Genomic DNA, 23436 nt, shown 5'->3' on the forward strand with positions numbered 1-23436 from the left:
CACCGCGATCAGCGGCACGAGGTGTTCGGACCGCCGCTACTTGACCTGTGCCGAGATGATGCTCATGACCGCGGTATCGGCGAGCGTGGTGGTGTCTCCCACTTCACGGCCCTCGGCGACGTCGCGCAGCAGCCGTCGCATGATCTTGCCCGAGCGGGTCTTGGGCAGCTCGCCCACGATGTAGACGTCGCGCGGGCGGGCGATCGCGCCGATCTGCTCGCCGACCCAACTGCGCAGCTGCGTGGCGAGACCGGCCGGATCGTGGGCTGCGAGGTAGCTCTCCTTGATGATCACGAAGGCGACGACGGCCTGCCCCGTGGTCTCATCGGATGCGCCGACAACCGCGGCCTCGGCCGTTGCCTCGTGAGCGACGAGCGACGATTCGATCTCGGCGGTCGAAAGCCGGTGCCCGGAGACGTTCATGACGTCGTCGACGCGGCCCAGCAGCCAGAGGTCGCCGTCGGCGTCGAGGCGGGCGCCGTCGCCGGCGAAGTAGTAGCCCTGCTTCTCGAACTTCTCCCAGTAGGTCTCCTTGTAGCGCTCCGGGTCGCCCCAGATGCCGCGCAGCATGCTCGGCCACGGCTCGGTGATCACGAGCAGACCGCCGTTGCCGTTGCCGACCTCTTCGCCGGATTCGTCCACGACGTCGATGGAGATGCCGGGGAGCGGCACCTGCGCTGAACCGGGCTTGGTCGCCGTGACGCCGGGGAGGGGAGAGACCATGATCGCGCCTGTCTCGGTCTGCCACCACGTGTCGACGATCGGGGCGCTGCCGCTGCCGATGACCTCGCGGTACCACATCCACGCCTCCGGGTTGATGGGCTCGCCGACCGAACCGAGCACGCGGATCGACGACAGGTCGAACTTCTGCGGGATCGCGCGCCCCGTCTTCATGAACGAGCGGATCGCCGTGGGCGCGGTGTAGAAGATGCTCACGCCGTACTTCTGGATGATCTCCCACCAGCGCCCCGGGTGCGGGGTGTCGGGCGTTCCCTCGTACAGCACCTGGGTGGCGCCGTTCGCAAGAGGACCGTAGGTGACGTAGCTGTGCCCGGTGATCCATCCGATATCGGCCGTGCACCAGTAGACGTCGCTCTCGGGCTTCAGATCGAAGACGTTCCGGTGCGTGTAGGCGGCCTGGGTCAGGTATCCGCCGGAGGTGTGCAGGATGCCCTTCGGCTTTCCGGTGGTTCCGGACGTGTAGAGGATGAACAGGGGGTTCTCCGCGGGGAAGGGCTCGGCGACGTGCTCGGCGGATGCCGCAGGCACCACATCGTGCCACCACACGTCTCGTCCTTCCACCCAGTCCACCTCGTTCTCGCCGCGCTTGACGACGAGAACGTGCTCAACCGTCTGCTGCTCGCCGAAGCGGTCGTCGCTGAGCGCCTGGTCGACCGCGGGCTTGAGCGGCGACACCTTGCCCTTGCGGTAACCGCCGTCGGCGGTGATGACGACCTTGGCCCCGGCATCGTCGATCCGCGAGCGCAGGCTCTCGGCGCTGAATCCTCCGAAGACGACCGAGTGGATCGCGCCGAGCCTGGCGACCGCGAGCATGGATGCGACCGCCTCGGGGATCATCGGGAGGTAGATGGCGACCCGGTCTCCGGCGCCGACGCCGAAGCTCTCGAGCACGTTGGCGACGCGCTTGACCTCGTCGGTCAGCTCGGCGTACGTGATGCGCCGTTCGTCGCCGGGCTCGCCCTCCCAGAGCAGGGCGACGCGGTCGCCGTTGCCCGCTTCGACATGCCGGTCGAGGCAGTTGTACGCGACGTTGAGCTCGCCGTCGTCGAACCACTTGGCGAACGGAGGTGTCGACCAGTCCAGGACGCGGGTGAAGGGCGTGTGCCAGTGCAGCAGCTCCCGTGCCTGATCGCCCCAGAAGCCGTCGCGGTCGGCCGCGGCGCGCTCGTACAGGTCCGGCTTCGCGACGGCGGACGCGGCGAACTCGTCGGACGGCGGGAACTGACGGCTCTCGTCGAGGAGGTGATCGATCTGGCTGCTCATGGACGCGCTCCTTTGCGGTGGACGAGGTCGTGCACAGGTCACGACTGTGAGGTGAATCTAGTCTCGCGCATGCCGTGCCAGTACCTCCGAAAGTGGGTAGGCGGGCTCAGCGCAGTCGTTCTGCACCGGGCTGTACGCTGCGCTGATTGCGCACAGGCCGCGGGTTTCCGGCCCCGGCGCGGATGCTGTCGCGCCTACCGTCGGGGCATGCCGCAGCCGTTCGTCATCCGTCCCCGCGCATCTGCCGTGGTGCACGCAACCGGCGAGCGTGCACCGCTGCCTCCCGAGCTGGATGCCGCGCTCGGCCCGCTCGCGGAGCACTGCGCCGATCCCCTCGTCACCGACCTGTTCGTCAACGGCACCGACGGACTCTTCGTCGATCGCGGGTCCGGAGCCGAGCGCGTGCGCGACTGGGCGGCGTCCGAGCGTGAGGTGCGAGACCTGGCCGTGGCGCTGATCGGGGCCGGCGGCAGGCACTTGGACGACCAGTCGCCCTGCGTCGATGTGCGGCTCGCCTCCGGCATCCGCGTGCACGCCGTGCTGTCGCCGGTGTCGGCGTCAGGGACGGCGATGTCCATCCGCATCCCGCGCGTCGGGGTGAGCGATCTCGACGCGCTGGCCGCGCTCGGCGCCTTCGACGCGTCGCAGCGGGCATGGCTCGAGTCGCTCGTGGCGGCCAGGGCGAACGTCCTCATCACGGGAGGCACGGGCACGGGCAAGACGACGCTGCTCTCCGCGATGCTGCGCGCCGTTCCTGCCCGCGAGCGGATCGTGACCATCGAGGATGTCGCGGAACTGCGCCCGGAGCATCCGCACCACGTCGCCCTCGAAGCACGGCAGTCGAATCTCGAGGGCGCCGGCGCCATCACGCTCGCGCGCCTCGTGCGGGAGTCGCTGCGCATGCGCCCTGATCGTCTGGTAGTCGGCGAGTGCCGCGGCGAAGAGGTGCGCGAGCTGCTGTCGGCGTTGAACACCGGGCACGACGGCGGTGCGGGCACGATGCACGCCAGCGGCATCGCCGACGTGCCTGCCCGTCTCGAGGCGCTCGGCGCGCTCGCCGGGATGGATGCCACGGCTCTGGCCCGTCAGGTCGTCAGCGCCTTCACCGTCGTCCTCCACCTCGACCGTGATGCCGGCGGCATCCGCCGTCTCGAACAGGCCGGCAGGTTCCTGCTCCGGGGCGAGCGGCTCGACATCGAGGTCGTGCAGCCATGGTGATCGGGCGCCGCGGGTCCGCAGCCGTCGACACCGCCGAGGCGGCTGCCGTCGCCGTCCGGACGCTCGCCGTGCTGCTGCAGGCGGGATCGGTGCCACTGAACGCCTGGCGCCACCTCGCCGACTCCGGCGATGCGAGTGCGCGCCGGGTCGTCGATCGCTGCGGAGAGGGGCTCCCGCTTCCGGCGGCGATCGAAGCCGAGGGCGGAGCGTGGCGTGACGCCGCTGCGGCGTGGGAGGTCGCGACGACGGTCGGCGCGCCGCTCGCGGAGGTGCTGCGCTCCCTCGCCGAGAGCATGCGGGATGCGGCGTCCGCTGCCGACGACGTGCGGATCGCCCTCGCGGAGCCGGCGGGAACCGCGCGTCTGCTGCTGTGGATGCCGCTGGCGGGGCTGCTGCTCGGATTCGCTCTCGGGTTCGACACCCTCGGCATCCTGTTCACGCATCCGATCGGTATCGCCTGCCTGGTCGCCGGGCTCCTGCTCGTGCTCGCGGCCCGGCTCTGGACGCGGCGCCTCCTGCGACGGGCGCAGCCGGATCCGGGGAGCCCCGGGATGCACGCCGAGCTCGTCGCCGTTGCGCTGTCCGGCGGGGCGTCGATCTCCCGGTCGCTGCGGCTCGTCGACGACACCCCCGCCCGAGACCACCTGCAGGGCGATCGCACGGCCGCGGTGCTCGATCTCTCGCGTGCCGCCGGTGTCCCTGCAGGCGAGCTCCTGCGTGCGGCCGCCGCGCAGGAGCGCCACGACGCCCGGGTGCAGGGGCGACTGCGAGCGGCGAGGCTCTCGTCACAGCTGCTGATCCCGCTGGGCGTATGCACTCTCCCCGCATTCCTCCTGCTGGGCGTCGCACCCCTCATCCTCTCCGTCCTCTCATCCACCCCGCTGCCGATCTGACGGCGGCACACCCAGAAAGAAGGAACACATGAACACCGTCCCCACCCTCACCAGACGCCGCGCGGCGTCGCTGTTCACCGACGAGTCGGGAGCGGCGACCGCCGAGTACGCGATCACGACGATGGCGGCTGTAGCACGCTTTGGGCATAGAATCTCGCCATGACCAAGAAGACACTGCGAGCGGCAATCTACGTACGGCAGAGCGTACGGGAAGACCAGGGCATCGCCCAGCAGATCGCAGAGTGCAAGCGCCGCGCGAAGGGCGAAGGCTGGAGCGTCGTAGACATCTACAACGACAACGCCACGTCAGCGACGAAGGAGCGCGGCGAGGGTACGGACTGGGCGCGGATGCTTGCCGACATCGACGCTGGCAAGGTGGACATGATCGTGTCTGTGACAGCCGCTCGGCTGCTTCGTCGCATGGTCGATGTCTACGAGATCACCAAGCCTGTTCGGGATGTCCGGATCGTCACGCTTCGCGACGGCATCGACACGGCAACTCTCGGCGGTCGGCTCATGCTGACCATGCTTGTTCTGTTCGCAGAGGCCGAGGTTGAGGAGAAGGAAGCTCGGGCGATCCCGTACCGTGCCGCGCGGCGCGAGGCAGGGCACCCAGCACCCGGGCTGGTGCCGTACGGCTATCGGTGGATCCCGAAGCTGGAGCGCGACGAGAAGGGCACCCGGTACGCCGTCGTACCTGCCGAAGCCGACGTGCTCCGGTACATGTCCAAGGAGCTTCTCGGCGGCGCCAAGCTCGGTGAGATCGTCCGCGTGCTGAACGATGACGGCAAGCGCACGCGGAAGGGCGCACGCTGGAGCGCGAGCACTGTTCGCCGGTTGCTGATCTCGCCGTTCCAAGCGGGGATGCTGCCACCGCCGATGGCTGAGGGTGCGCGATACGATCCGTCATCGTTCACGTGGTCCGAGTGCGTCCCCGGTGCATGGGAGCCGATTCTGTCTGAGGATGCCGTGATCGTGGCGCGCGGGATGCTGCTCGATGACAGCCGCCGAAAGCACGACGGCGACACCAAGGCGAAGCACTTGCTATCCGGCGTCGGACGCTGTGGGAAGTGTCATGGTCCGCTGCGGTCAGCGATGACGAAGACCAAGGATCCGGCACGCGGCTATCGGTGCACTAAGGGGTGCTTCCAACGACCGGCGAGCATCATCGAGGCGTGCATCGCCGATGCTGTCATTCGCGTTCTGGGCGCCCCCGGGCTGCTCAAGTGGGTAGACGACGACATGCAAGATATCGACGCTCTGAGAGCGCATGGAGCCGCTCTGGCAGCACGCCGGGCAGAGGCCGAAGGGTTGTACCGAACAGGCAGGCTCAGCGGTGGCACCTTCTCGGCCATGGTTGATGAAATCGACGCCGATGCGGAGCGCGTAGACCATGAGCTAGCCGAAGCTGTCCGAGTGAACCCGCTTGCCGAGTTCGTGAGCGTCGATGACGTGCGGGGCCTCTGGGATGGGCTGAGTACCGGACGACGCCGGGCGATCCTCTCGGCTCTCGTCTTCTCCGTCGATGTTCTGCCAGTCGGCAAGGGGGTACGAGTGCGGACGCTGGAGGAGGCAGTTGGAACCATCGTCATGAACTGGCGTCGAGCAGAGCACCGCGCTAGCTGGGACACCGGCGAGATTACCCATGTCGGGAAGGTGCCCGAGGCCGCCCAGACGGCGATCTCCGCCGCGATCAACTGAGCTTGACGGCTCCACACTCTCGACACTGCCAGCGTTCTCCACGCGATGTCGTGACGGCATCCAACGGGACTAGGCACCGGTCGCAGTTGGGCGCCGCGCCATCGAGATCGTCACCCTCCGAGAAGGGGAGATCATCGGACAGCGGCGGCAGGATCATGGCGACATCGTAGGCGCTCGTACTCCGTGCACAGATTTATCCACAAGGAAATCCCTGCTACTTAGCTGGGAGCTTCCTGTGAGTGCTGGTTTCCAATTTGCTCGGAATACTTCCCCCAGCGACCGATGGCGACCCACAGCGGCCAACAACGCGCCCCGAACCTGTGGATAACCGAGTTCGGAAGTGACGGATGTGTCCGAGGCCCGACGTAGAATCGATAACAGCGAGAAACCCCCTTCTCTTCACCGGATCGGGGGGCTTCTCGTCAACATGGGTGTCACTGCCTTTACAGTGACTGGCGACCTTCGTCCTCAAGGGCGGGGCCAGGGGCCGTTCACAGCTACCAACTGTGGGCGGCCTCTTTACCCCTCAGTTTACGCCATACCCTCTGACATCGCATCTGGCTGCGGGGCCGCGAGCACGGGTAGTCCACGATATTTAGGCACTCGCCTTGGCCTTCGTGATCCGGTAGACCGTCGCGATGCTGACTCCCAGCGTCTTCGCGATCTCGGGCACGCTCTCGCCGGAGTCCCTGAGCGTCTGAGCCTTGCGAGCCTTCGCGCTGTCGGCAACCTTCGGACGACCACCCTTGCGCCCCTGGGCCTTTGCGGCGGCGAGTCCAGCGACAGTGCGCTCCTGGATGAACGATCGCTCCATCTCGGCGAAGATCGCCAGCATCTGGAGCATCGCCCTGCCGGTCGGCGTGCTGGAGTTGAGCCCATCGCTGATCGACTCGATGAATACGCCGCGCTCGGTGAGATCCGCGATGAGAGACGCCACGTGAGCCGTAGAGCGCCCCAGACGGTCCAGCTTGTACACGGTGATCGTGTCGCCCGACCGAGCGTCTGCGAGCAGGTTGGAGAGCGCTGGGCGCTCGGTCTTCGATCCGGATACCCCGTGATCGACGTAGCGATTCCGCTTGAGTACACCGGCCTTGTCCAGTGCCTCATGCTGGAGGGCTTCGTCTTGCTTGCCCGTAGAGACGCGGAGGTAGCCGAGCTTGGCGCCAGTCGAGGTTGTCATAGGTCGATGTTCTCATAAACTCACACCTTTATGCAACTCAATAAGTCATGAGTTCTGAAACTAGAAAATGCGTCGAGCTTGCTTGGATCCTCGGCACGCGCTGGCGCTCGCCGCGTCTCTCACATGAGCATCGTTTTTGAGACGACGAATCCCCCTCCCCGATGAGATGGAAAAGGAGGGGGATCGTGTGCCGCGAAACCCAGGCGCGGCATCCTCTCGGGCCTGAACCGAGAGGAACTGTGGGGTCAGCGGTTGCGCTGCTGCTCGTTGTACTCGGCCACCAGCCGGTCGATGCGCTCGCGTTCGTCGCCGTGGGTCTGCTCCACTAGCTCGCGTTCCTGCTCCGGCGTCCATGCGCTCGGTCGGTGCTGGACATCGGCGGCCACTGCGGGGTTGCTGCGCTCGTTGCGCTTGGCGTCGTTGATGAGTGCCCGTAGGCGTGCGTCGTCATCGTTCATCGTCTACTTCTTCCCATTCAGCCCACGCCTTCAGATGGCGGAGGACGGTCTCATAGCTCTGGCGCTGGTCGTGCGTGCTCCAGAAGCGCCCTGGCAAGCTGTCGAAGGCTTCTTGGAGGTCGGCGGCGAGCTTGGTCAGCGCCAGCCGCTGCCTCGGCGTGGATCTCGCGAGTCTCGTGGGCATGTCAGCCCTCGCTCAACGTGCGCTGGCCGCTGTCGGGCGCGCCGTACAAGGCGTAGATGCGGTTCAACTCGGCCTTGCGCTGTACTGCATCCGCGATCTTGCGTGCCTCATGAACCTCGCGTTCGCGGCGGCGGTAGGTGATCCGCTCGTCGTCCTCCCCGATGTAACGGATCCCCTCGGCCTCTACGTGATCCCCGACGCGGAACCGCACTACAGACCAGCGAGCCAATTGGGCTTCGTCGTCCATATCGAGCCAGCTATCTCCGTTGCGATCAAGGGTCTCGGATCGTTCGACTTCGACAACCTCGCCGCGCAGCGCCGTGCGGCCAGCGGTGGCCCAGATCGCGTTCGGGTTGGATGGGCCGGGAAGGCTCAGGCCGCTGGTGAGGACGGTGATGGTCACCGTGTCGGGCTTCTTCGTGCTCATGACTTCGTTCCTGTTCTGCGGTCGAGTGCCGCTGCAACGTCGGGGAGATCGGCGCGTAGCCGGTCGATCAGTGGTCGGGCGTGCTCTGGTTCGTGCCGTGCGAACTCGCTGAGCGCATGGATAAGGCTCTTGACCTGCTCGGCAAGCTCGCCATAGCTGGCATCCGTGACTTCGAGATCCTGGATGAGCTTCGTCAGCACGTCGACCTCGGCGCGGATCGCGCGTGCTCGGGCAACCGGCGTGCCAGCCAAGCGAGAGTGACGGCGGAGATCCTGCGCGTCGTCGGCGGCCTCGATGAGTCGCGCTGACAAGTCGGTGATGGTGGGCAACCCGTCCGCGATCTTCGCCAGCTCGGTTTTACGAGAAAGTGCGAAGCGCCCCACCGATGCGATGCTCGTCCCGCCCACCGAGCGAACGATATCGGCGTAGCTGACACCATCGTCCAGCATTGACTCGATGCGTGCACGCTGCGGATGATGCTGTACGGTGCTTTTCCTACCCATATGGATCCCCAGTGTTTATGCGGAGTTGCGGCCAAATGATCGGTGGGGAGAAACCACCGCAACTCCATCCCCATGAGCGAGGGAGAGATGATCGAAACAACCCCGCTCGCTACTTACTATCGCTCGTTCGTTCTCGCTATAGAGGTGGGTATCGAGACGATTCCGAATGGCCAAAGGCGCTCGACGGGATCAGAGTTCATTCAAGGTGGCCAGGAACTCCTCGATGTCGAATCCAATCGAACTCAAGCGCTCGTCATATGCATCATCTGCCGCGCCGTCGCGAGCCGAAGGCGAGAGCGACGAAGGCGCGGGCGAGGATTTATCCGAGTCCTTCCGTTCTTGTTCTTGGAGGTTCTTATTATGGGGTTGTGGTTCCCATTGAATAGGGTTGCTACGCCCATTCAATGGGGTTGCTACGCCCATTGCAGAGGGGTTGGTACGCCCATCGCTGTCAGTCTGCTTCAGACGCTGCGGACGCTTCCAGCGCTCACCCAGCTTGTTGCGGTCCAGATCCCGCAGCACTTCGTCAACGCTCGGCGAGTACGTCAGGGTGTACACCTTCACTGGCTTCCCGCCGCCTGGACGCTTCGAAGTGTCGACCACGCGAATGGCGCCGAGGGCCTCCAGCAGGCCGAGCACGCGGCGTACTGACTTGGTCGATGCGCCGGAGATATCGGCGATTGCCACTTGACTGAGTCGGAACCTCTCGCCGGACTTGAAATCCCCTGTGGAGAGAAGGGAATGAGCGACGGCGACGAACGTTGGACGTTCAATCGCGCCTTTGTCGTCGCCGAGGACTTTCCCGGCATTGCGGAGCACCCCGTTGTAGAAGTGCTCGATGTACTTCCTGAAGGTTCCGGCGTTGATTGGGTCGCCGATCTTGTAGTTATGCTTGCGCGCCATGTTCTTGTTCCATCTTCTCTGTGCTCCCTTGTCGGAGGGAGTGCGAGCCGGTCGGTGCGGAGAAGATGGAAAACGCAACCCGACCGGCTCACTCTCGTGACACGGTTTCCGACATCCGCATAGTGGCTTATACGCCTGTGGCTTACTATCGACAAAAGCCCGCGCCACCTATTCCGAGGACTTCTCCTCGCGCTGCTTCTTTCGTTCACGATGCCGCCGCTGGACATCTGAGTTATGCGCGCGGCACCGATCGCAGCGGCATCGGTGCGCCGAGTAGCACGTGGCTTTGTGCGAGTGCTCCGGTGGGCACACGTGACTATCCGGGCGGTCAGCCCGTCGCGGAGTTCGCACGGCGTCCGGTCTCGTGGGCGTCGTATACGTCACCGTGACGGGTCGCGGGTCTGGTTGTCGCTCTGTGGTCGCCCTCGGCGCAGAGGGAGCATCCTCCGGCTTCTGGGCGGCAGCCTGTCGGGCGTCACGTGCTCGGCTTGCTTCATACCGTGCTGCGAACTCGGCGCGGCCCCGGTAGTCGCTGCGCCTGACCTCGCGTGCCGCGTCATCGAGGATCTCCTGGCGCTCTGCCGGAGTCGCCTTGATGATCAGGTAGGCCAGGTATGCGCGGCGACCTTGGGGCAAGTCCAGCGCCTTGAGCGCATCGAGGTGCGCCCGGAGATCTTCGTTAGTGTCCATGCCTATCTATACGTGCGGAGAGCACCGATGTAGAGATGGAGACATACAAAGTTACTTGTAGTATTCCAATATATGTCTGTTTAGTGCGACGATTGCGGCTGTCGCGTTCGCGGGACTGCTCGTCGTGATCATGCGCTCGGACGAGGTGCGCGGCATCCTCACCGACCTCGTGCGCCGAGCCCTGACTGTCTCGTGAGCGCATGCGCGGCTCCTCCCACGACTCCGAGCGCGGCTCCGTGGCCGCCGAGCTCGCCCTCGCCCTGCCCGCCGTCGCGCTGACGCTGCTGCTCGGTGCCGGCGCGCTCGGCGCCGCAGCGCAGCTCGTCGCCGTGCAGGATGCTGTGGCCGATGCCGCTCGGCTCCTCGGCCGCGGCGAGAGCGCAGCGGCTGCGGAAGCCGCGGTGGCGGCATCCGTCGACGGCGCGCGCGTCAGCAGCCACACCCGCGACGAGTTCGTCTGCGTCAGCGCGCGGATCGATGCCCGGCTCGGACGGATCATCAGCATCCCCCTGTCGGCCTCGAGCTGCGCGCTCGCCGGGGGACTGTGATGGCGGGCACGGCGCTGTCGGCCTCCGTGCTCGCGGTGTCCGCAGCCCTCGCTGTCGGGCTCGCCGCGGTCGGCGGTGCGGCGGTGACCGCGCAGCGCGCGGCAGGGGCGGCCGACGCGGCGGCGCTCGCCGCAGCGGATGCCGCCTCCGGAGCCGTGATCACGGACGCCGAGCCGTGCGCGTTCGCCGCGCGCGTCGCCGCAGCGTCCGGAGCGGTGCTCGTCGAGTGCACGCTCGACGGACTCATGGCGACGGTGCGCGTGGAAGCGGCGTACGCTGGACTTGCTGCCGTCTCCCGAGCCCGCGCAGGGCCGCCCGAGGGATTCTGACGGCATCGACCCGAGACCCGCTCACAGTTCTGCTGTGAACACGCCACGACAGTGGTGTGTATGGTGTGCTTCGAAGAAAGGACGCACCCTTGGCTGAAGGCAAGAAGCTCGTCATCGTCGAGTCCCCGACGAAGATGCGGTCGATTCAGGGATACCTGGGCGACGACTACGAGGTGCTCAGCTCCGTCGGCCACATCCGCGACCTCGCTGATAAGAAGGACATCCCGGCCGCCGACAAGAAGGCCTACGGCAAGTACTCGATCGACATCGAGAACGGCTTCGACCCCTACTACGTCGTCTCCGACCGCAAGACGAAGACCGTCGCCGAGCTCCGGCGCGCGCTGAAGAGCGCCGACGAGCTCCTGCTCGCCACGGATGAGGACCGCGAGGGCGAGGCCATTGCGTGGCACCTCCTCGAGACGCTCAAGCCCAAGGTCCCGGTCAAGCGCATGGTGTTCCACGAGATCACCAAGGACGCGATCCAGGCGGCCGTCGGGAACACCCGCGAGCTCGACCTCGCACTCGTCGACGCCCAGGAGACCCGGCGCATCCTCGACCGCCTCTACGGCTGGGACGTCTCGCCCGTGCTCTGGTACAAGGTCAAGACCGGCCTGTCGGCCGGACGCGTGCAGTCAGCGGCGACGCGCATGATCGTCGAGCGCGAGCGCGAGCGCATGGCCTTCGTCTCGGCCGACTACTGGGACGTCGAGGCCTCGGCATCCAGCGGCAGCTCGTTCCGCGTGCGCCTCGTGCGCGTCGACGGTGGGCAGCTCGCTCGAGGAACCGACTTCGACGACACCGGAAAGCTCAAGAAGGCCGTCGTCGTCCTTTCCGAGAAGGACGCGACAGCCCTCGCGCACGCCGTTGACGCCGCCGGCGCCGGCACGGTCACCAAGGTCGAGGCCAAGCCGGGCACGCGCAGCCCGTACGCCCCGTTCACGACCTCCACCCTCCAGCAGGAGGCCGGTCGCAAGCTCTCGATGAGCGCCAAGCAGGCGATGAGCGTGGCCCAGCGCCTGTATGAGAAGGGCTTCATCACCTATATGCGAACCGACTCGGTGGCGCTGAGCACCCAGGCGGTGCAGGCGGCGCGCAGCCAGGCGGTCGCGCTGTACGGCGACAGCGCCGTGCCGCTGAAGCCCCGGGTGTACAAGTCCAAGAGCAAGAACGCGCAGGAAGCGCACGAGGCGATCCGTCCGTCGGGCGAGAACTTCCGCAAGCCCGCTTCCGTGTCCGGCGAACTCGACCGCGAAGAGCTGCGCCTGTACGACCTGATCTGGAAGCGCACGGTCGCCAGCCAGATGGCCGACGCCAAGTACGAGACCACGACCGTCACGATCGCGGTCGATGCCGACGGCCGCAACGCCGAGTTCACGGCATCCGGAACCGTGTACACGTTCAAGGGCTTCCTCGAGGCGTACGAGGAGGGCAAGGACGAGAAGCGCGGCGACGCCGACGCGGACTCTAACCAGTCCCTCCCCGCCGTCACCGTCGGCGACAAGCTCGCGATGTCGGATGCCGAGGCGAAGGGCCACAAGACCACGCCGAAGCCCCGCTACACGGAAGCCTCGCTCGTGAAGGCGCTCGAGGAGCACGGGATCGGCCGCCCGTCGACGTTCGCCAGCATCATCGGCACGGTCATCGACCGCGGCTACGCCACCAAGCGCGGCCAGGCGCTCGTGCCGACCTGGATGGCGTTCAGCGTCGTCCGGCTGCTCGAGGAGCACTTCTCCGACCTCATCGACTACGACTTCACCGCCGCCCTCGAGGACGACCTCGATGCGATCGCCCGCGGCGAGCAGAAGCGCGTCGAATGGCTGCACTCGTTCTACTTCGGCTCGGATGCCCACGTGGGTCTGCGTCAGGTCGTCGAAAACCTCGGCGAGATCGACGCTCGCGCACTGAACTCGACGCGCATCACCGACAACGCCACGCTCCGCTTCGGCAAGTACGGCCCGTACCTCGAAGTGGTCGACCCGGCCAAGCCCGATGAGCGCGGACGCATCGTGAACGTCCCCGAGGACCTCGCGCCCGACGAGCTCACCGCCGAGAAGGCGCAGGAGCTCATCGACGCACCGGTCGCCGGCGACCGCGTCCTCGGCGAGAACCCCGAGAACGGGCGCGTCATCGTCGTCAAGGACGGCCGCTACGGACCCTACGTGCAGGAGAACCTGCCCGAGGAGGACCCGCAGATCGACGAGGCCACCGGCGAGGTCGTCGAAGCGCCGAAGAAGAAGACGGCGAAGAAGGACGCACCCAAGCCTCGGACCGGGTCGCTGTTCCGCTCGATGTCGGTCGACACGGTCGATCTCGACACCGCGCTGAAGCTGCTGAGCCTCCCGCGTGTCGTCGGCACCGACCCCGAATCGGGCGACGAGATCACCGCGCAGAACGGCCGGTACGGTCCGTATCTGAAGAAAGGGACGGACTCGCGGTCGCTCGAGAACGAGCAGCAGATCTTCGACGTGACGCTCGATGAGGCACTGGCGATCTACGCGCAGCCGAAGTACGGCGCCGGCTCCCGCCGGGCGTCCAGCGCGCTCGCCGAGTTCGACGCCGACCCGGTCAGCGGCAAGCCGATCCGCGTGCGCGATGGGCGCTTCGGGCCGTACGTGACCGACGGTGAGACGAACGTGACGATCCCGCGCGGCCAGAAGCCCGAGGACGTCACCTTCGAGATCGCTGTCCAGATGCTCGCCGACAAGCGCGCCAAGGGCCCGGCCCCCAAGCGCGGGACGAAGAAGGCCGCGGCCAAGGTCCCGGCCAAGAAGGCGGCGACCAAGAACACGGCGGCCAAGAACACGGCGACCAAGAACACGGCGACCAAGAACACGGCGACCAAGAACACGGCGACCAAGTCGGATGCCGAGAAGGCGGCCGCCCGTTCGGCTGCGGCGAAGAAGGCCGCCGCGACCCGTGCGGCCAACGCCGCGAAGGCGAAGGCGTGACGAGGCGCTCCGGCCTCTGGATCACCCTCGAGGGCGGCGACGGCTCGGGCAAGACGACGCAGGCGGAGCGCCTCGAGCACTGGCTCATCGAAGAAGGGCGCACCGTCGTGCGCACCCGCGAGCCGGGCGGCAGCGAGGTCGGGCAGCTGATCCGGGAGATCGTACTGCACCACCGCGGCGACATCGCCCCGCGCGCCGAGGCCCTGCTGTACGCCGCCGACCGAGCCCACCATGTCGCGACCGTTGTGCGACCCGCGCTCGAACGCGGCGAGATCGTACTGCAGGACCGCTACCTCGACTCGTCAGTCGCCTACCAGGGAGCGGGCCGTGTTCTCGATGCCACCGAGGTCCGCGACCTGTCGCTGTGGGCCGCCGACGGTGCGCTTCCCGATCTCACGATGCTGCTCGACCTCGATCCGGCGGCGGCGCGGGCGCGCCTCGATTCGGCCGACAAGCCGTTCGACCGCCTCGAGGCCGAGAAGGTCGACTTTCACACGCGCGTCCGCGCGGCGTACCTCGCGCTGGCGGATGCCGAGCCCGAGCGATTCCTCGTCGTGGATGCTGCGGCATCCCCCGACGAGATCGCCGAGGCGATCCGCGCCCGCGTCGCCGCGATCCTGCCTCCCGCCGCCTGATCGCGAGGGCGGGCGGACGCGCAGGTACTGTCGGCAGTGACGGTTAGGCTGAGACCATGATCGCGACCCTCGCCCCGTTCCCCTGGGCGGACGTGTGGGGGCAGGAGGATGCGGTCGACGCGCTGCGGTCGGCGGCAGCCGATCCTGCGGCGCTGTCGCACGCCTGGCTCATCACCGGTCCGCCCGGATCAGGCAGGTCGACCCTCGCCTATGCGTTCGCCGCGGCGCTCATCGCCGACGGGCCCGAGGACGAGCAGACCATGCGGCAGGTCCTCGCCGGCACGCACCCCGATCTCACGGCGCTGCGCACCGACAAGGTCATCATCACGATCAAGGAGGCGCGCGCTCTCGTCGAACGGTCGTACTTCGCGCCATCCGCCGGCCGATATCGCGTGATCGTCGTCGAAGATGCCGATCGCATGGTCGAGCGCACCTCCAACGTTCTCCTCAAGGCGCTCGAAGAGCCTCCCGAGAAGACCGTCTGGGTGCTGTGCGCCCCGAGCGAGGCCGATCTGCTGCCGACCATCCGCTCCCGGGTGCGTCCGCTGCGGCTGCGCGAACCCGACGTCGCCGACGTCGCCCGACTCATCGTCGAACGCACCGGAGCCTCTCCCGAGGTCGCTGAGCAGGCCGCCCGCCATTCGCAGCGCCACATCGGCATGGCCCAGCGGCTCGCGACCGACGACGCGGCCCGCCGCCGGCGCGACAGCACCCTGCGATCCGTGCTCTCGGTGCGCGGCGTCGGGACGGCGGTCGAGGTCGCCGGCGAGATCATCCAAGCCGCGACCGACGACGCCAAGGCGCTCACCGCCGAACGCGATGCGACAGAGCGAGCCTCGCTGCTGCGCACCGTGGGCATCGCAGAGGGGCAGGCGGTTCCCCCTGCCGTTCGCGCACAGGTCTCAGCGCTGGAGGACGATCAGAAGAAGCGCGCGACGCGCAGCCTGCGCGACGGCATCGACCGGGTCCTCACGGACCTGCAGTCGATGTTCCGCGACGTGATGATGCTGCAGTACGACCGCGGCGACGACCTCATCAACAGCGAGCTGCGCACCGAGCTCACCGCATTGGCGTCGGCCTGGCCCGTGGCCCGTACCCTGGTCGTGCTCGACCACCTTGCCGAGACCAGGGATTCCCTGGAGCGCAACGTCGCACCGACGCTGGCGCTGGAGAGTTTGCTCGTGACGATCGCGAGCGGGAGGAAACCGTGAACACTCGACAGACTTCTCGCCTGCGACGGCTCGCGACGATCACGGCCGGGCTGGTCGCGGCGTCCATGATGCTGAGCGGATGCCTGTACTCGATGATCCCCGAAGGGGCCCAGCCCCGCCCCTCGGTCACGAACACTCCCGACACCGAGGGCGTGCCGGCCGAACTGCTGCCGTTCTACGAGCAGACGCTGGAGTGGACGGCCTGCGACCGGGGAGGCGCGACCTTCGACTGCACGTACGTCACGGCGCCGCTCGACTGGGAGAACCCCGGCGACGGTGAGATCCGGTTGTCGGTCGTGCGCCATCAGGCCAGCGGCACGCCGGTCGGATCGCTGCTGACGAACCCGGGCGGACCGGGAGCCAGCGGCCGGGACTTCATCCTCGACAACTTGAGCTACGCCGTCAGCGCCGACCTCGCCGACGCATACGACGTCATCGGATTCGACCCCCGCGGCGTCGGCGATTCCACCGCGGTGCGCTGCTTCGACGCCGCCAGCATGGACGCGTACCTCTACGACATCCCGGCGGCGCCGCGCGGCACGGACGAGTGGGAGGCCGAATTGACCGAGCGCAACAAGGCGTTCGCCGAAGCGTGCGACGCGAACAGCGACGGCATCCTGCCCTTCATCACCACTGTGAACTCCGCCCGCGACATGGATCTCATCCGCGCGGTCCTCGGCGACAAGCAGCTCAACTACCTGGGCTATTCGTACGGCACGTTCCTCGGCGCGACGTACGCGAACCTCTATCCCGAGAAGGCGGGGCGACTCGTGCTGGACGGCGCGATCGACCCGGCGGTCTCGGGCATCGAGGTCGGCACCACGCAGGCCCTCGGCTTCGAATCCGCGCTGCGCGCGTACATGCAGGACTGTCTGGACTCCGGGTCGTGCCCGTTCAATGGAACGCTCGACGAGGCGATGGCCGACCTCGGCGCTCTGCTCGCCGCCGTCGACCGCACCCCGCTCGAGAACGGCGACGGCCGGATGCTCGGCGCCGACTCCCTCATGACCGCGATCATCGCCGCGCTCTACTCCGCCGACAGCTGGCCGTACCTCACTCAGGCGCTCGACGAGGCTCTGCAGGGCGATCCGTACACGGCGTTCGTCCTCGCCGATTTCTACAACGCCCGCGAGGACGGCGCCTACCTCGACAATTCCAGCGAGGCGTTCCGCGCCTACAACTGCATGGACTACCCGGTCGAGGACGACCAGGCCGCCCAGGACGCGGCGGACGCGAAGATCGCCGAGGGCGCCCCGACGATCGCGCCGTACTGGAGCGGCCCGGACCCCTGCGAGGTGTGGCCGTACCCGCCCACCGGAACCCGCGGAGAGATCCATGCCGCCGGCGCAGGCCCCATCCTCGTCGTCGGCACGACCAACGATCCCGCGACCCCGTACGAGTGGTCGGTGTCGCTGGCGGACCAGCTGGAGGAGGGCGTGCTCATCACCCGAGTGGGCGAGGGGCACACCGGCTACAACAAGGGCAACAGCTGCGTGGATTCCGCGGTCGACGCGTACTTCCTGGACGACACCGTGCCCTCCGGCGACGTGAAGTGCGAGTGAGCGCCCCTGGCGTGGCACGATGCATCGGGTGATTTCGCGGTGACGGTGCGGACAGGGTAAGATTCTTGATCGTGCCGCTTTCGTAGCGCACGCCCCGATAGCTCAGTGGTAGAGCATTCCACTCGTAATGGAAAGGCCGTCAGTTCAATCCTGACTCGGGGCTCCACAGGTCCCGTGACGCGTCCCGCGTCACGGGACCTTCGCTTTCGTCCGAGCGCCCGCGTACGCTCGAGACATGGGCAGCGCACTTCTCATCGTCGACGTGCAGAACGACTTCACCGAGGGCGGCGCGCTCGCGGTGACCGGAGGGGATGCCGTCGCATCCGCGGTCTCGGAGCTCCTCGCCGCGCACCGGGGCGACTACGACGTCGTCGTGGCGTCGCGCGACTGGCACGATCCGGCCGGCGACAACGGCGGGCACTTCGCCGATGACCCCGACTACGTCGACACCTGGCCGGTGCACTGCGTCGCGGACACTGACGGCGCCGCCTACGATCCGCTGCTGGTGACCGAGGCCGTCACGCACCATGTGCGCAAGGGGCAGGGCGCCCCGGCGTACTCGATGTTCGAGGGCGTGACGGACGACGGAGCGACGACGGCCACGATCCTGCAGGACCACGGCATCCTCAGCGCGGACGTCGTCGGCATCGCGACGGATCACTGCGTGCGCGCTACTGCACTCGACGCGATCGCGCACGGCGTGCACGTGCGCATCCTCACCGACCTCGTCGCCGGAGTCGGGGCGGAGTCGAGCGCGGCGGCGCTGGGCGAGCTCGCACACGCCGGCGCGGAGCTCGTCGAGAGTGGTTCGCGGCGGTGACGGCACGCTTGGACAGCGGCGACCTGGCGTGGATGCCCGGGCAGGCATGAGCGGGTTCCGCCCTTCCACGATCGCCCGCGTCGTTGATCACGAGCTCGTGATCAAGAAGTCGCGCTTCATCGCCCGGATCGCACCGGTGTCGTCGCCCGAGGATGCTGATGTCGTGATCGCCGCGGTCAGGAAGCAGTCGTGGGATGCTCGGCACCACTGCTCGGCGCAGATCACGGGCCCGCTGGGCGAACGCGCGCGCTCATCGGACGACGGAGAGCCGTCGGGGACGGCGGGAGTGCCGATGCTCGAGGTTCTGCGCCGGCGGGAGCTGACCGACGTCGTGGCGGTCGTGACGCGCTACTTCGGCGGCGTGAAGCTCGGCGCCGGAGGGCTGGTGCGCGCATACTCGTCATCCGTGTCGGAGGCTCTCGACCTCGCGACCGTCCTCGACCGGCGGATGCTCACCGCCGTCGAGGTGAACGTTCCGCACGTCGACGCGGGACGCTTCGACAATCTGCTGCGCGAGTGGGTGCACAGGCGGGGTGGGGCTCTCGACGAGCCCGTCTATGCGGCGGCGGCGTCGTTCGTGGTGTGGGTGCGGCCGGAGGTGGTGCCAGAGCTGGCCGCGGCGATCGCGGAAGCCTCGGCGGGTGCGGTGACGGCCCGGCCGACCGGTGTCGAGAAGCTCATCGACGTGCCCAGGGGTGCGTCATGAGCGGTCACGTCCGCGGCTGCACCGTGACGGTCCGGGCGATCGGCGACAGCTGGGACGTCGGGCTCAGGTCGATGCGGCGAACGCCGCAGTCGGCGCAGACGACGTAGAGGATCGTCCCCTCGCTCGTCGCGTGCCGGGACTCCACGTCCCAGCCGTGCTCGTGCGTGCCGTCATCGACGAGCGGCTCGAGATCGTCGACAAGACGGACCCCGATGCGCGAGCCACGCTGCTGAACAGGCGCCTTGACGAATCGGCCGCGTACCCGCGGTTGACGAACCATGACGGGGAGGGATGGCACCTGCACTACCGCGACGATGTATGCCGTCGATGCCGTTCGTTCTGCGAGCGATCATCAACCTCGGAACGGCGCTGCATCTCGTGACGCGGGGGATGGACAGGCATCGGTCGATGCCAGGCTCCACCGTGCACCAACGTGGTCGCCGATGTCACGCGCAACGGCCGGCAGAGGTTCTGCTCCGTTCGCTGCGCGAACCGTGTGGCCGTGCGTCGTCACCGCGCGCGGCGTCTGAGCTCCGGGGCCGTCGACGCTGCCACCGAGCGCCAGTTCGCGCGAGACGACTTTCTGTTGAAGTCGGTCAACGGCGTGACCTCCTGGCTGGTGCCGCATCTCTTCATGAGCAGACGGTATCGCTGAGGTCTGACTTTGTGCGGTGGGCCCCATGGGGCTCGAACCCATGACCCGCGGATTAACATGCCACTTCGGCTTTCGCCGCCGTCCCCATGGACGTTCGTGGTCTGGACTGTCCCTTCACCCTGGCTTGCGCTTTAGGTGCCACCCGTCCAGTCTCTACACCTTCCGGACTCGCGTCCGGCTTGGCTCGGGATTGCCATCTGGTCTCCCAGGAAGGGTTCCCCGACTTTGAGTGGTGTCATCCCCGGAGTTTCCCCCGAGGCGCTCCTATTTATGTTGAAGTCCGATGCTCTGCCAACTGAGCTAGAGGCCCGCGTATGCGAGTCTATCGGTTCTTCTCGTGACCGGGCCACGCACCGGCGGCGACGACGAGCGCAGCCGTCCCGGTCTCGAGGGTGGGTGCATCCGGTCGACCGGTACGCGTCCATGTCGGCGCGGAGCAGCACTGTCGCGCCGTCGCCGTTCCTCAGGATGCCGACGACACCCGTGCCGCTCGGATGGACTCGTAGCCGATCAAGATGCCGGTAGGACGGCTCACTCGGATGCCCTTCCTCGTCGAGGCTGACCCTTGGCGTGCGGGATGCGCCAGCGGAAGCGCAGCGAGAGCACTCGGAAGGCGAACACGACGGCCGCGGCGATCGTCACCGTGGCCAGGTTCGGAAGCGCCGTGAACCAGGCACCGGCCACGACCGTGGCTCCGATGAACGCCGGGACGGCGTACAGGTCGGAAGAATTGAACAGCTGCGGGTCGCGGTTCGCGACTACGTCGCGCAGGAGGCCGCCGCCGACACCGGTGGTGACGCCGAGCAGCGCCGCGGCGACCGGGTTCATGCCGGCTTCGAGCGCTTTCACCGTCCCGGTCGTGCAGAACAGCGCGAGCCCCGCCGCGTCGAAGATCAGCAGCGGCCGCGAATAGCGCTCGATGCCGTGGGTGAGGAAGAACACCAGTGCGGCAGCGGCGACGGGCGCGGCCAGATGCACGGGTTCGGCGAACGCCGTCGGCGGCACCCCGATGATGAGGTCGCGGATCACGCCGCCGCCGAGCCCGGTGAGGCTGCCGAGCAGCAGCGACCCGACGATGTCGTACCCGCGTTGTACGGCCAGTAGGGAGCCTGAGATCGCGAAGAAGAAGACGCCGACCAGGTCGAGAGTGAGTGCCCAGTTCATGAGGACGCGCCGAGTCCGGTCGATGAGCACATGAGGCCAGGATATGCGGCGCGGTGAGAGCTTCTGCACCTACACACGGATGCGGCCGTCTGCAGCTCTTCTCCGCAGACGGCCGCACCGCGCCAATGCCAGACTCCCCCGTCTGGCAGGTCCGCTCACTCAGCCGGCGGCATGAGGACCGAGTCGATCAGGTAAACGGTCGCGTTGGCGGTCTGCACCCCACCGCAGATGACGTTCGCGTCGTTCACCATCCACATGTCGCCCTCACCGGTGACCTCGAGGTCGGCACCCTGCACAGTCTTGTGCGTGCCGGCGATGTCAGCCGGCTCGATCTGACCGGGAACCACGTGGTACGTGAGGATCGACGTCAGGGCGTCCGAGTCGGTCTTGAGCGAATCGATCGTGGCCGCGTCGATCTTGGCGAACGCGTCGTCCACCGGGGCGAACACCGTGAACTCATCGCCGTTGAGCGTGTCGACCAGGTCGACGTCGGGGTTGAGCTGACCGCTCACCGCCGAGACGAGGGTCGTCAGCATCGGGTTGTTGGATGCCGCGACCGCGACGGGGTCCTGGGACATGCCCTGGATCGAGCCTGCTCCGTCGGGAACCTCTTCCGCGTATGCCTCGCAGCCGGGGCCGACCAGGTTCGCAGCCGGGTCCATCGTCTCGGGCGCAGCCTCTTCCGACGATTCGGGCGCCGAAGACTCCATCGATTCGTCCGTCGAGTCGCCGCCGCTCATGGAACATCCCGCCAGCACGAGCACGCTGGCGAATCCGAGCGACAGTGCTGCGGTCATCTTCTTCTTGGTGCTGAACATCTCTCTACCTCCGGGTTCGGAGCCGCGACATCTCCGCGGCGTTGACTGGTGTTCGGAACCCGCGGCGCTTCGGATGGGAAGAATCTCAGAATTTTTCTCATCAATCCGAACGGGTCCCCACGCCGAAGAACTCGCAACAGAAGCGAGGAGCTCATGGACCTGGTACTCATCGGCCTGCTTGGAGGGCTCATCACCGGCATATCGCCGTGCATCCTGCCCGTCCTGCCGGTCATCTTCCTGACCGGAGGCGCGCAGTCCGCGAGCTTCGACGGCGACGGCGAGGTGATTCCAGCACGTCGCAGTCGCCCGTACCTCGTGATCGCCGGACTCGTTCTGAGCTTCACGCTCGTCACGCTCGTCGGATCATTGATCCTGGGTCTGCTGGGACTCCCGCAGGACGTGCTGCGCTGGGCCGGCATCATCGTGCTGATCATCATCGGCGTCGGGCTCCTCATCCCGAAGTTCGAGCAGCTGCTCGAGAAGCCGTTCCAATGGCTGCCGCGCAAAGAGGTCAAGAATCAGGGGAGCGGCTTCGGAGTCGGGCTCGCTCTCGGAGCCGTATTCGTGCCGTGCGCCGGGCCTGTGCTCGCCGCGATCATCGTCGCCGGATCCACCGGCCAGATCGGCCCTGGAACCGTGCTGCTGACTGTATCGTTCTCGATCGGCGTCGCGATCCCGCTGCTGGCCTTCGCGCTCGCCGGACGCAGCGTTGTCAACCGCATCCGTGCTTTCCGCACCCGCGAGCGGGGGCTGCGTATCGCCGCCGGCATTGCGATGATCGCGCTCGCCGTCGGGCTCGTCTTCAACGTGCCGCAGATGCTGCAGCGGCTGCTGCCCGACTACACCGCCCCGCTGCAGCAGGAGCTCACGGAGAACGACGCCGCAGAGGAGGCCCTAGGCCTCGGTGGCCTCGTGAACGCTGAGAACCGCGACCTCGACAAGTGCACGAACGGCGCGGACGAACTCGAGTCCTGCGGCACGGCGCCGTCGATCCGCGGGATCGAGCAGTGGCTGAACACGCCGGAGGGCGAGGCGATCGACCTCGAGGACCTTCGCGGCCAGGTCGTGCTCATCGACTTCTGGGCGTACTCGTGCATCAACTGCCAGCGATCGATCCCGCACGTCGTCGGGTGGGACGAGACCTATCGTGACAGCGGGCTGCAGGTCATCGGCATCCACTCGCCGGAGTACGCGTTCGAGAAGGATGCGGGAAACGTCGCAGCCGGTATCCGCGATTTCGGGATCGAGTACCCCGTCGCGCTCGACAACAGTCTCTCGACCTGGACCAACTACCGTAACCGCTACTGGCCGGCGCACTACCTGATCGATGCCGAGGGCACAGTACGGCACATCTCGTTCGGCGAGGGCAACTACGAGGCGACCGAGAAGATGATCCGGGAGCTCCTCGTCGACGCGGATCCCGACGTCGAGCTTCCGGCCGAATCCGGCGTTGCGGATGAGACACCAGCGCTCGGCTCGACCACGCCGGAGACCTTCCTCGGGTCGTCCAAGGACGTCAACTACGGCGGCGATGACAACTACAGCGCCGGAACGTCGGAGTTCGTTTTCCCCTCGGATCAGGCGGAGGACACATTCGCCCTCGATGGCACTTGGGAGATCGCCTCGCAGTACGCCGCCCCGGCAGGTTCGGGTGCCGAGGTGCGCCTCAACTATCGCGCCTCCGAGGTGCGGATGGTGCTCGCAGGCTCGGGAGAGGTCACCGTGACCACCGATGACGGCGAGAGCCGAGCGATCGACGTCTCGGGAACCCCGCGGTCGTATCGCCTGCTGCAGGGGGACGCGGGGGCCGGACAGCTGACGGTGAAGATTCCCGAGGGCATTCAGGCCTATTCGTTCACCTTCGGATGAGCCGACCAAC

Annotated in this window: 23 protein-coding genes, 1 tRNA gene and 2 pseudogenes; 16 read left to right on the forward strand and 10 right to left on the reverse strand. The window is 67.2% G+C overall.

Annotation, left to right across the window (positions count from 1 at the left end; translation table 11 throughout):
* Positions 1–36: 36 nt before the first annotated feature.
* Positions 37–2004: an acetate--CoA ligase gene (gene acs / locus KEC56_RS12635; RefSeq protein ID WP_227531224.1), complete on the reverse strand. Its 1968-nt coding sequence runs from the start codon at positions 2002–2004 to the stop codon at positions 37–39.
* A 207-nt stretch (positions 2005–2211) separates the two neighbouring features.
* Between acs and KEC56_RS12640 the strand changes: the two genes are divergently transcribed.
* The 4 genes and pseudogenes from KEC56_RS12640 (at position 2212) to KEC56_RS12655 (ending at position 5816) form a co-directional block, all read left to right on the forward strand.
* The gene (locus tag KEC56_RS12640) at positions 2212–3222 is read left to right on the forward strand and encodes a TadA family conjugal transfer-associated ATPase (protein ID WP_227531225.1); all 1011 of its coding nucleotides are present in this window, start codon (positions 2212–2214) and stop codon (positions 3220–3222) included.
* Entirely contained in the window at positions 3216–4115 is a 900-nt protein-coding gene (locus tag KEC56_RS12645) for a type II secretion system F family protein (RefSeq protein WP_227531226.1), read from the forward strand. Before KEC56_RS12640 ends, KEC56_RS12645 begins: the two co-directional genes overlap by 7 nt.
* Before the next feature lie 28 nt (positions 4116–4143).
* Positions 4144–4260 (forward strand): annotated as a pseudogene (locus KEC56_RS12650) (DUF4244 domain-containing protein); the annotation flags it as partial.
* A 14-nt stretch (positions 4261–4274) separates the two neighbouring features.
* Positions 4275–5816 (forward strand): recombinase family protein, encoded by a 1542-nt coding sequence (locus tag KEC56_RS12655; RefSeq protein ID WP_227531227.1) that lies wholly within the window; start codon positions 4275–4277, stop codon positions 5814–5816.
* A 595-nt stretch (positions 5817–6411) separates the two neighbouring features.
* On the opposite strand, the gene KEC56_RS12660 is transcribed toward KEC56_RS12655, so the two are convergent.
* The 6 genes from KEC56_RS12660 to KEC56_RS12685 all read right to left on the reverse strand — a co-directional run bounded on the left by KEC56_RS12660 (position 6412) and on the right by KEC56_RS12685 (position 9471).
* Positions 6412–6996, reverse strand: a complete 585-nt coding sequence (locus tag KEC56_RS12660; protein ID WP_227531228.1) for a recombinase family protein — start codon at positions 6994–6996, stop codon at positions 6412–6414.
* 245 nt (positions 6997–7241) lie between these two features.
* Positions 7242–7454, reverse strand: a complete 213-nt coding sequence (locus KEC56_RS12665; RefSeq protein ID WP_227531229.1) for a hypothetical protein — start codon at positions 7452–7454, stop codon at positions 7242–7244.
* Entirely contained in the window at positions 7444–7638 is a 195-nt protein-coding gene (locus KEC56_RS12670; RefSeq protein WP_227531230.1) for a hypothetical protein, read from the reverse strand. Before KEC56_RS12670 ends, KEC56_RS12665 begins: the two co-directional genes overlap by 11 nt.
* A gap of 1 nt (position 7639) precedes the next feature.
* Positions 7640–8065 carry a hypothetical protein gene (locus KEC56_RS12675; RefSeq protein ID WP_227531231.1) on the reverse strand — a complete coding sequence of 142 codons (426 nt, stop codon included), beginning with the start codon at positions 8063–8065 and terminating at the stop codon, positions 7640–7642.
* A complete protein-coding gene (locus tag KEC56_RS12680; RefSeq protein WP_227531232.1) occupies positions 8062–8568 on the reverse strand; it encodes a hypothetical protein in 507 nt (168 codons plus the stop codon). Before KEC56_RS12680 ends, KEC56_RS12675 begins: the two co-directional genes overlap by 4 nt.
* 189 nt (positions 8569–8757) lie before the next feature.
* Positions 8758–9471, reverse strand: a complete 714-nt coding sequence (locus KEC56_RS12685) for a helix-turn-helix domain-containing protein (protein WP_227531233.1) — start codon at positions 9469–9471, stop codon at positions 8758–8760.
* A 775-nt stretch (positions 9472–10246) separates the two neighbouring features.
* Here KEC56_RS12685 and KEC56_RS12690 point away from each other — a divergent pair.
* From KEC56_RS12690 to KEC56_RS12735, 10 genes and pseudogenes are all read left to right on the forward strand, one after another.
* Positions 10247–10357 (forward strand): annotated as a pseudogene (locus KEC56_RS12690) (DUF4244 domain-containing protein); the annotation flags it as partial.
* Positions 10358–10361: 4 nt separating this feature from the next.
* On the forward strand, positions 10362–10709 hold the full coding sequence (locus tag KEC56_RS12695; RefSeq protein WP_175985371.1) for a TadE family type IV pilus minor pilin: 348 nt from the start codon (positions 10362–10364) through the stop codon (positions 10707–10709).
* Positions 10709–11038, forward strand: a complete 330-nt coding sequence (locus KEC56_RS12700) for an Rv3654c family TadE-like protein (RefSeq protein ID WP_227531234.1) — start codon at positions 10709–10711, stop codon at positions 11036–11038. Before KEC56_RS12695 ends, KEC56_RS12700 begins: the two co-directional genes overlap by 1 nt.
* Before the next feature lie 89 nt (positions 11039–11127).
* Complete coding sequence (gene topA / locus KEC56_RS12705; RefSeq protein WP_227531235.1) at positions 11128–13986, forward strand: type I DNA topoisomerase; 2859 nt, start codon at positions 11128–11130, stop codon at positions 13984–13986.
* Entirely contained in the window at positions 13983–14621 is a 639-nt protein-coding gene (tmk, locus tag KEC56_RS12710; protein WP_227531236.1) for a dTMP kinase, read from the forward strand. The genes topA and tmk overlap by 4 nt, the downstream gene beginning before the upstream one ends.
* A 56-nt stretch (positions 14622–14677) precedes the next feature.
* Entirely contained in the window at positions 14678–15832 is a 1155-nt protein-coding gene (locus KEC56_RS12715; protein ID WP_227531237.1) for a DNA polymerase III subunit delta', read from the forward strand.
* Complete coding sequence (locus KEC56_RS12720; protein ID WP_227531238.1) at positions 15829–17394, forward strand: alpha/beta hydrolase; 1566 nt, start codon at positions 15829–15831, stop codon at positions 17392–17394. The genes KEC56_RS12715 and KEC56_RS12720 overlap by 4 nt, the downstream gene beginning before the upstream one ends.
* Positions 17395–17485: 91 nt before the next feature.
* A tRNA-Thr gene (locus tag KEC56_RS12725) sits at positions 17486–17560 on the forward strand.
* Positions 17561–17629: 69 nt separating this feature from the next.
* The gene (locus KEC56_RS12730) at positions 17630–18214 is read left to right on the forward strand and encodes an isochorismatase family protein (RefSeq protein WP_227531239.1); all 585 of its coding nucleotides are present in this window, start codon (positions 17630–17632) and stop codon (positions 18212–18214) included.
* Positions 18215–18242: 28 nt separating this feature from the next.
* The gene (locus KEC56_RS12735) at positions 18243–18920 is read left to right on the forward strand and encodes an IMPACT family protein (protein ID WP_308013017.1); all 678 of its coding nucleotides are present in this window, start codon (positions 18243–18245) and stop codon (positions 18918–18920) included.
* A 4-nt stretch (positions 18921–18924) separates the two neighbouring features.
* Here the strand turns inward: KEC56_RS12735 and KEC56_RS12740 are convergent, their stop codons facing one another.
* The gene (locus tag KEC56_RS12740) at positions 18925–19200 is read right to left on the reverse strand and encodes a hypothetical protein (protein ID WP_227531240.1); all 276 of its coding nucleotides are present in this window, start codon (positions 19198–19200) and stop codon (positions 18925–18927) included.
* A 120-nt stretch (positions 19201–19320) separates the two neighbouring features.
* Here KEC56_RS12740 and KEC56_RS12745 point away from each other — a divergent pair, with 120 nt between their 5' ends.
* Positions 19321–19575, forward strand: coding sequence for a CGNR zinc finger domain-containing protein (locus tag KEC56_RS12745; RefSeq protein ID WP_227531284.1), 255 nt, complete (start codon positions 19321–19323; stop codon positions 19573–19575).
* Between the two features lie 531 nt (positions 19576–20106).
* Here the strand turns inward: KEC56_RS12745 and KEC56_RS12750 are convergent.
* Both KEC56_RS12750 and KEC56_RS12755 read right to left on the reverse strand, forming a co-directional pair.
* A complete protein-coding gene (locus KEC56_RS12750; RefSeq protein WP_227531241.1) occupies positions 20107–20739 on the reverse strand; it encodes a trimeric intracellular cation channel family protein in 633 nt (210 codons plus the stop codon).
* A 155-nt stretch (positions 20740–20894) separates the two neighbouring features.
* Positions 20895–21557 (reverse strand): fasciclin domain-containing protein, encoded by a 663-nt coding sequence (locus KEC56_RS12755; RefSeq protein WP_175985379.1) that lies wholly within the window; start codon positions 21555–21557, stop codon positions 20895–20897.
* 153 nt (positions 21558–21710) lie between these two features.
* Here KEC56_RS12755 and KEC56_RS12760 point away from each other — a divergent pair, with 153 nt between their 5' ends.
* Positions 21711–23426 carry a cytochrome c biogenesis protein DipZ gene (locus tag KEC56_RS12760; RefSeq protein ID WP_227531242.1) on the forward strand — a complete coding sequence of 572 codons (1716 nt, stop codon included), beginning with the start codon at positions 21711–21713 and terminating at the stop codon, positions 23424–23426.
* Positions 23427–23436 lie beyond the last annotated feature (10 nt).

Origin of the sequence: Microbacterium tenebrionis (genome assembly GCF_020682665.1) — a bacterium.
Classification (GTDB): Bacteria; Actinomycetota; Actinomycetes; order Actinomycetales; family Microbacteriaceae; genus Microbacterium; species Microbacterium tenebrionis.

What these genes read in the sequence shown, in the direction of transcription:
- acs (WP_227531224.1), bottom strand. Translation starts at nt 2,004, where the DNA reads ATGAGCAGCCAGATCGATCACCTCCTCGACGAGAGCCGTCAGTTCCCG.
- KEC56_RS12640 (WP_227531225.1), top strand. Translation starts at nt 2,212, where the DNA reads ATGCCGCAGCCGTTCGTCATCCGTCCCCGCGCATCTGCCGTGGTGCAC.
- KEC56_RS12645 (WP_227531226.1), top strand. Translation starts at nt 3,216, where the DNA reads ATGGTGATCGGGCGCCGCGGGTCCGCAGCCGTCGACACCGCCGAGGCG.
- KEC56_RS12655 (WP_227531227.1), top strand. Translation starts at nt 4,275, where the DNA reads ATGACCAAGAAGACACTGCGAGCGGCAATCTACGTACGGCAGAGCGTA.
- KEC56_RS12660 (WP_227531228.1), bottom strand. Translation starts at nt 6,996, where the DNA reads ATGACAACCTCGACTGGCGCCAAGCTCGGCTACCTCCGCGTCTCTACG.
- KEC56_RS12665 (WP_227531229.1), bottom strand. Translation starts at nt 7,454, where the DNA reads ATGAACGATGACGACGCACGCCTACGGGCACTCATCAACGACGCCAAG.
- KEC56_RS12670 (WP_227531230.1), bottom strand. Translation starts at nt 7,638, where the DNA reads ATGCCCACGAGACTCGCGAGATCCACGCCGAGGCAGCGGCTGGCGCTG.
- KEC56_RS12675 (WP_227531231.1), bottom strand. Translation starts at nt 8,065, where the DNA reads ATGAGCACGAAGAAGCCCGACACGGTGACCATCACCGTCCTCACCAGC.
- KEC56_RS12680 (WP_227531232.1), bottom strand. Translation starts at nt 8,568, where the DNA reads ATGGGTAGGAAAAGCACCGTACAGCATCATCCGCAGCGTGCACGCATC.
- KEC56_RS12685 (WP_227531233.1), bottom strand. Translation starts at nt 9,471, where the DNA reads ATGGCGCGCAAGCATAACTACAAGATCGGCGACCCAATCAACGCCGGA.
- KEC56_RS12695 (WP_175985371.1), top strand. Translation starts at nt 10,362, where the DNA reads ATGCGCGGCTCCTCCCACGACTCCGAGCGCGGCTCCGTGGCCGCCGAG.
- KEC56_RS12700 (WP_227531234.1), top strand. Translation starts at nt 10,709, where the DNA reads ATGGCGGGCACGGCGCTGTCGGCCTCCGTGCTCGCGGTGTCCGCAGCC.
- KEC56_RS12715 (WP_227531237.1), top strand. Translation starts at nt 14,678, where the DNA reads ATGATCGCGACCCTCGCCCCGTTCCCCTGGGCGGACGTGTGGGGGCAG.
- KEC56_RS12730 (WP_227531239.1), top strand. Translation starts at nt 17,630, where the DNA reads ATGGGCAGCGCACTTCTCATCGTCGACGTGCAGAACGACTTCACCGAG.
- KEC56_RS12740 (WP_227531240.1), bottom strand. Translation starts at nt 19,200, where the DNA reads ATGGTTCGTCAACCGCGGGTACGCGGCCGATTCGTCAAGGCGCCTGTT.
- KEC56_RS12750 (WP_227531241.1), bottom strand. Translation starts at nt 20,739, where the DNA reads ATGAACTGGGCACTCACTCTCGACCTGGTCGGCGTCTTCTTCTTCGCG.
- KEC56_RS12755 (WP_175985379.1), bottom strand. Translation starts at nt 21,557, where the DNA reads ATGTTCAGCACCAAGAAGAAGATGACCGCAGCACTGTCGCTCGGATTC.
- KEC56_RS12760 (WP_227531242.1), top strand. Translation starts at nt 21,711, where the DNA reads ATGGACCTGGTACTCATCGGCCTGCTTGGAGGGCTCATCACCGGCATA.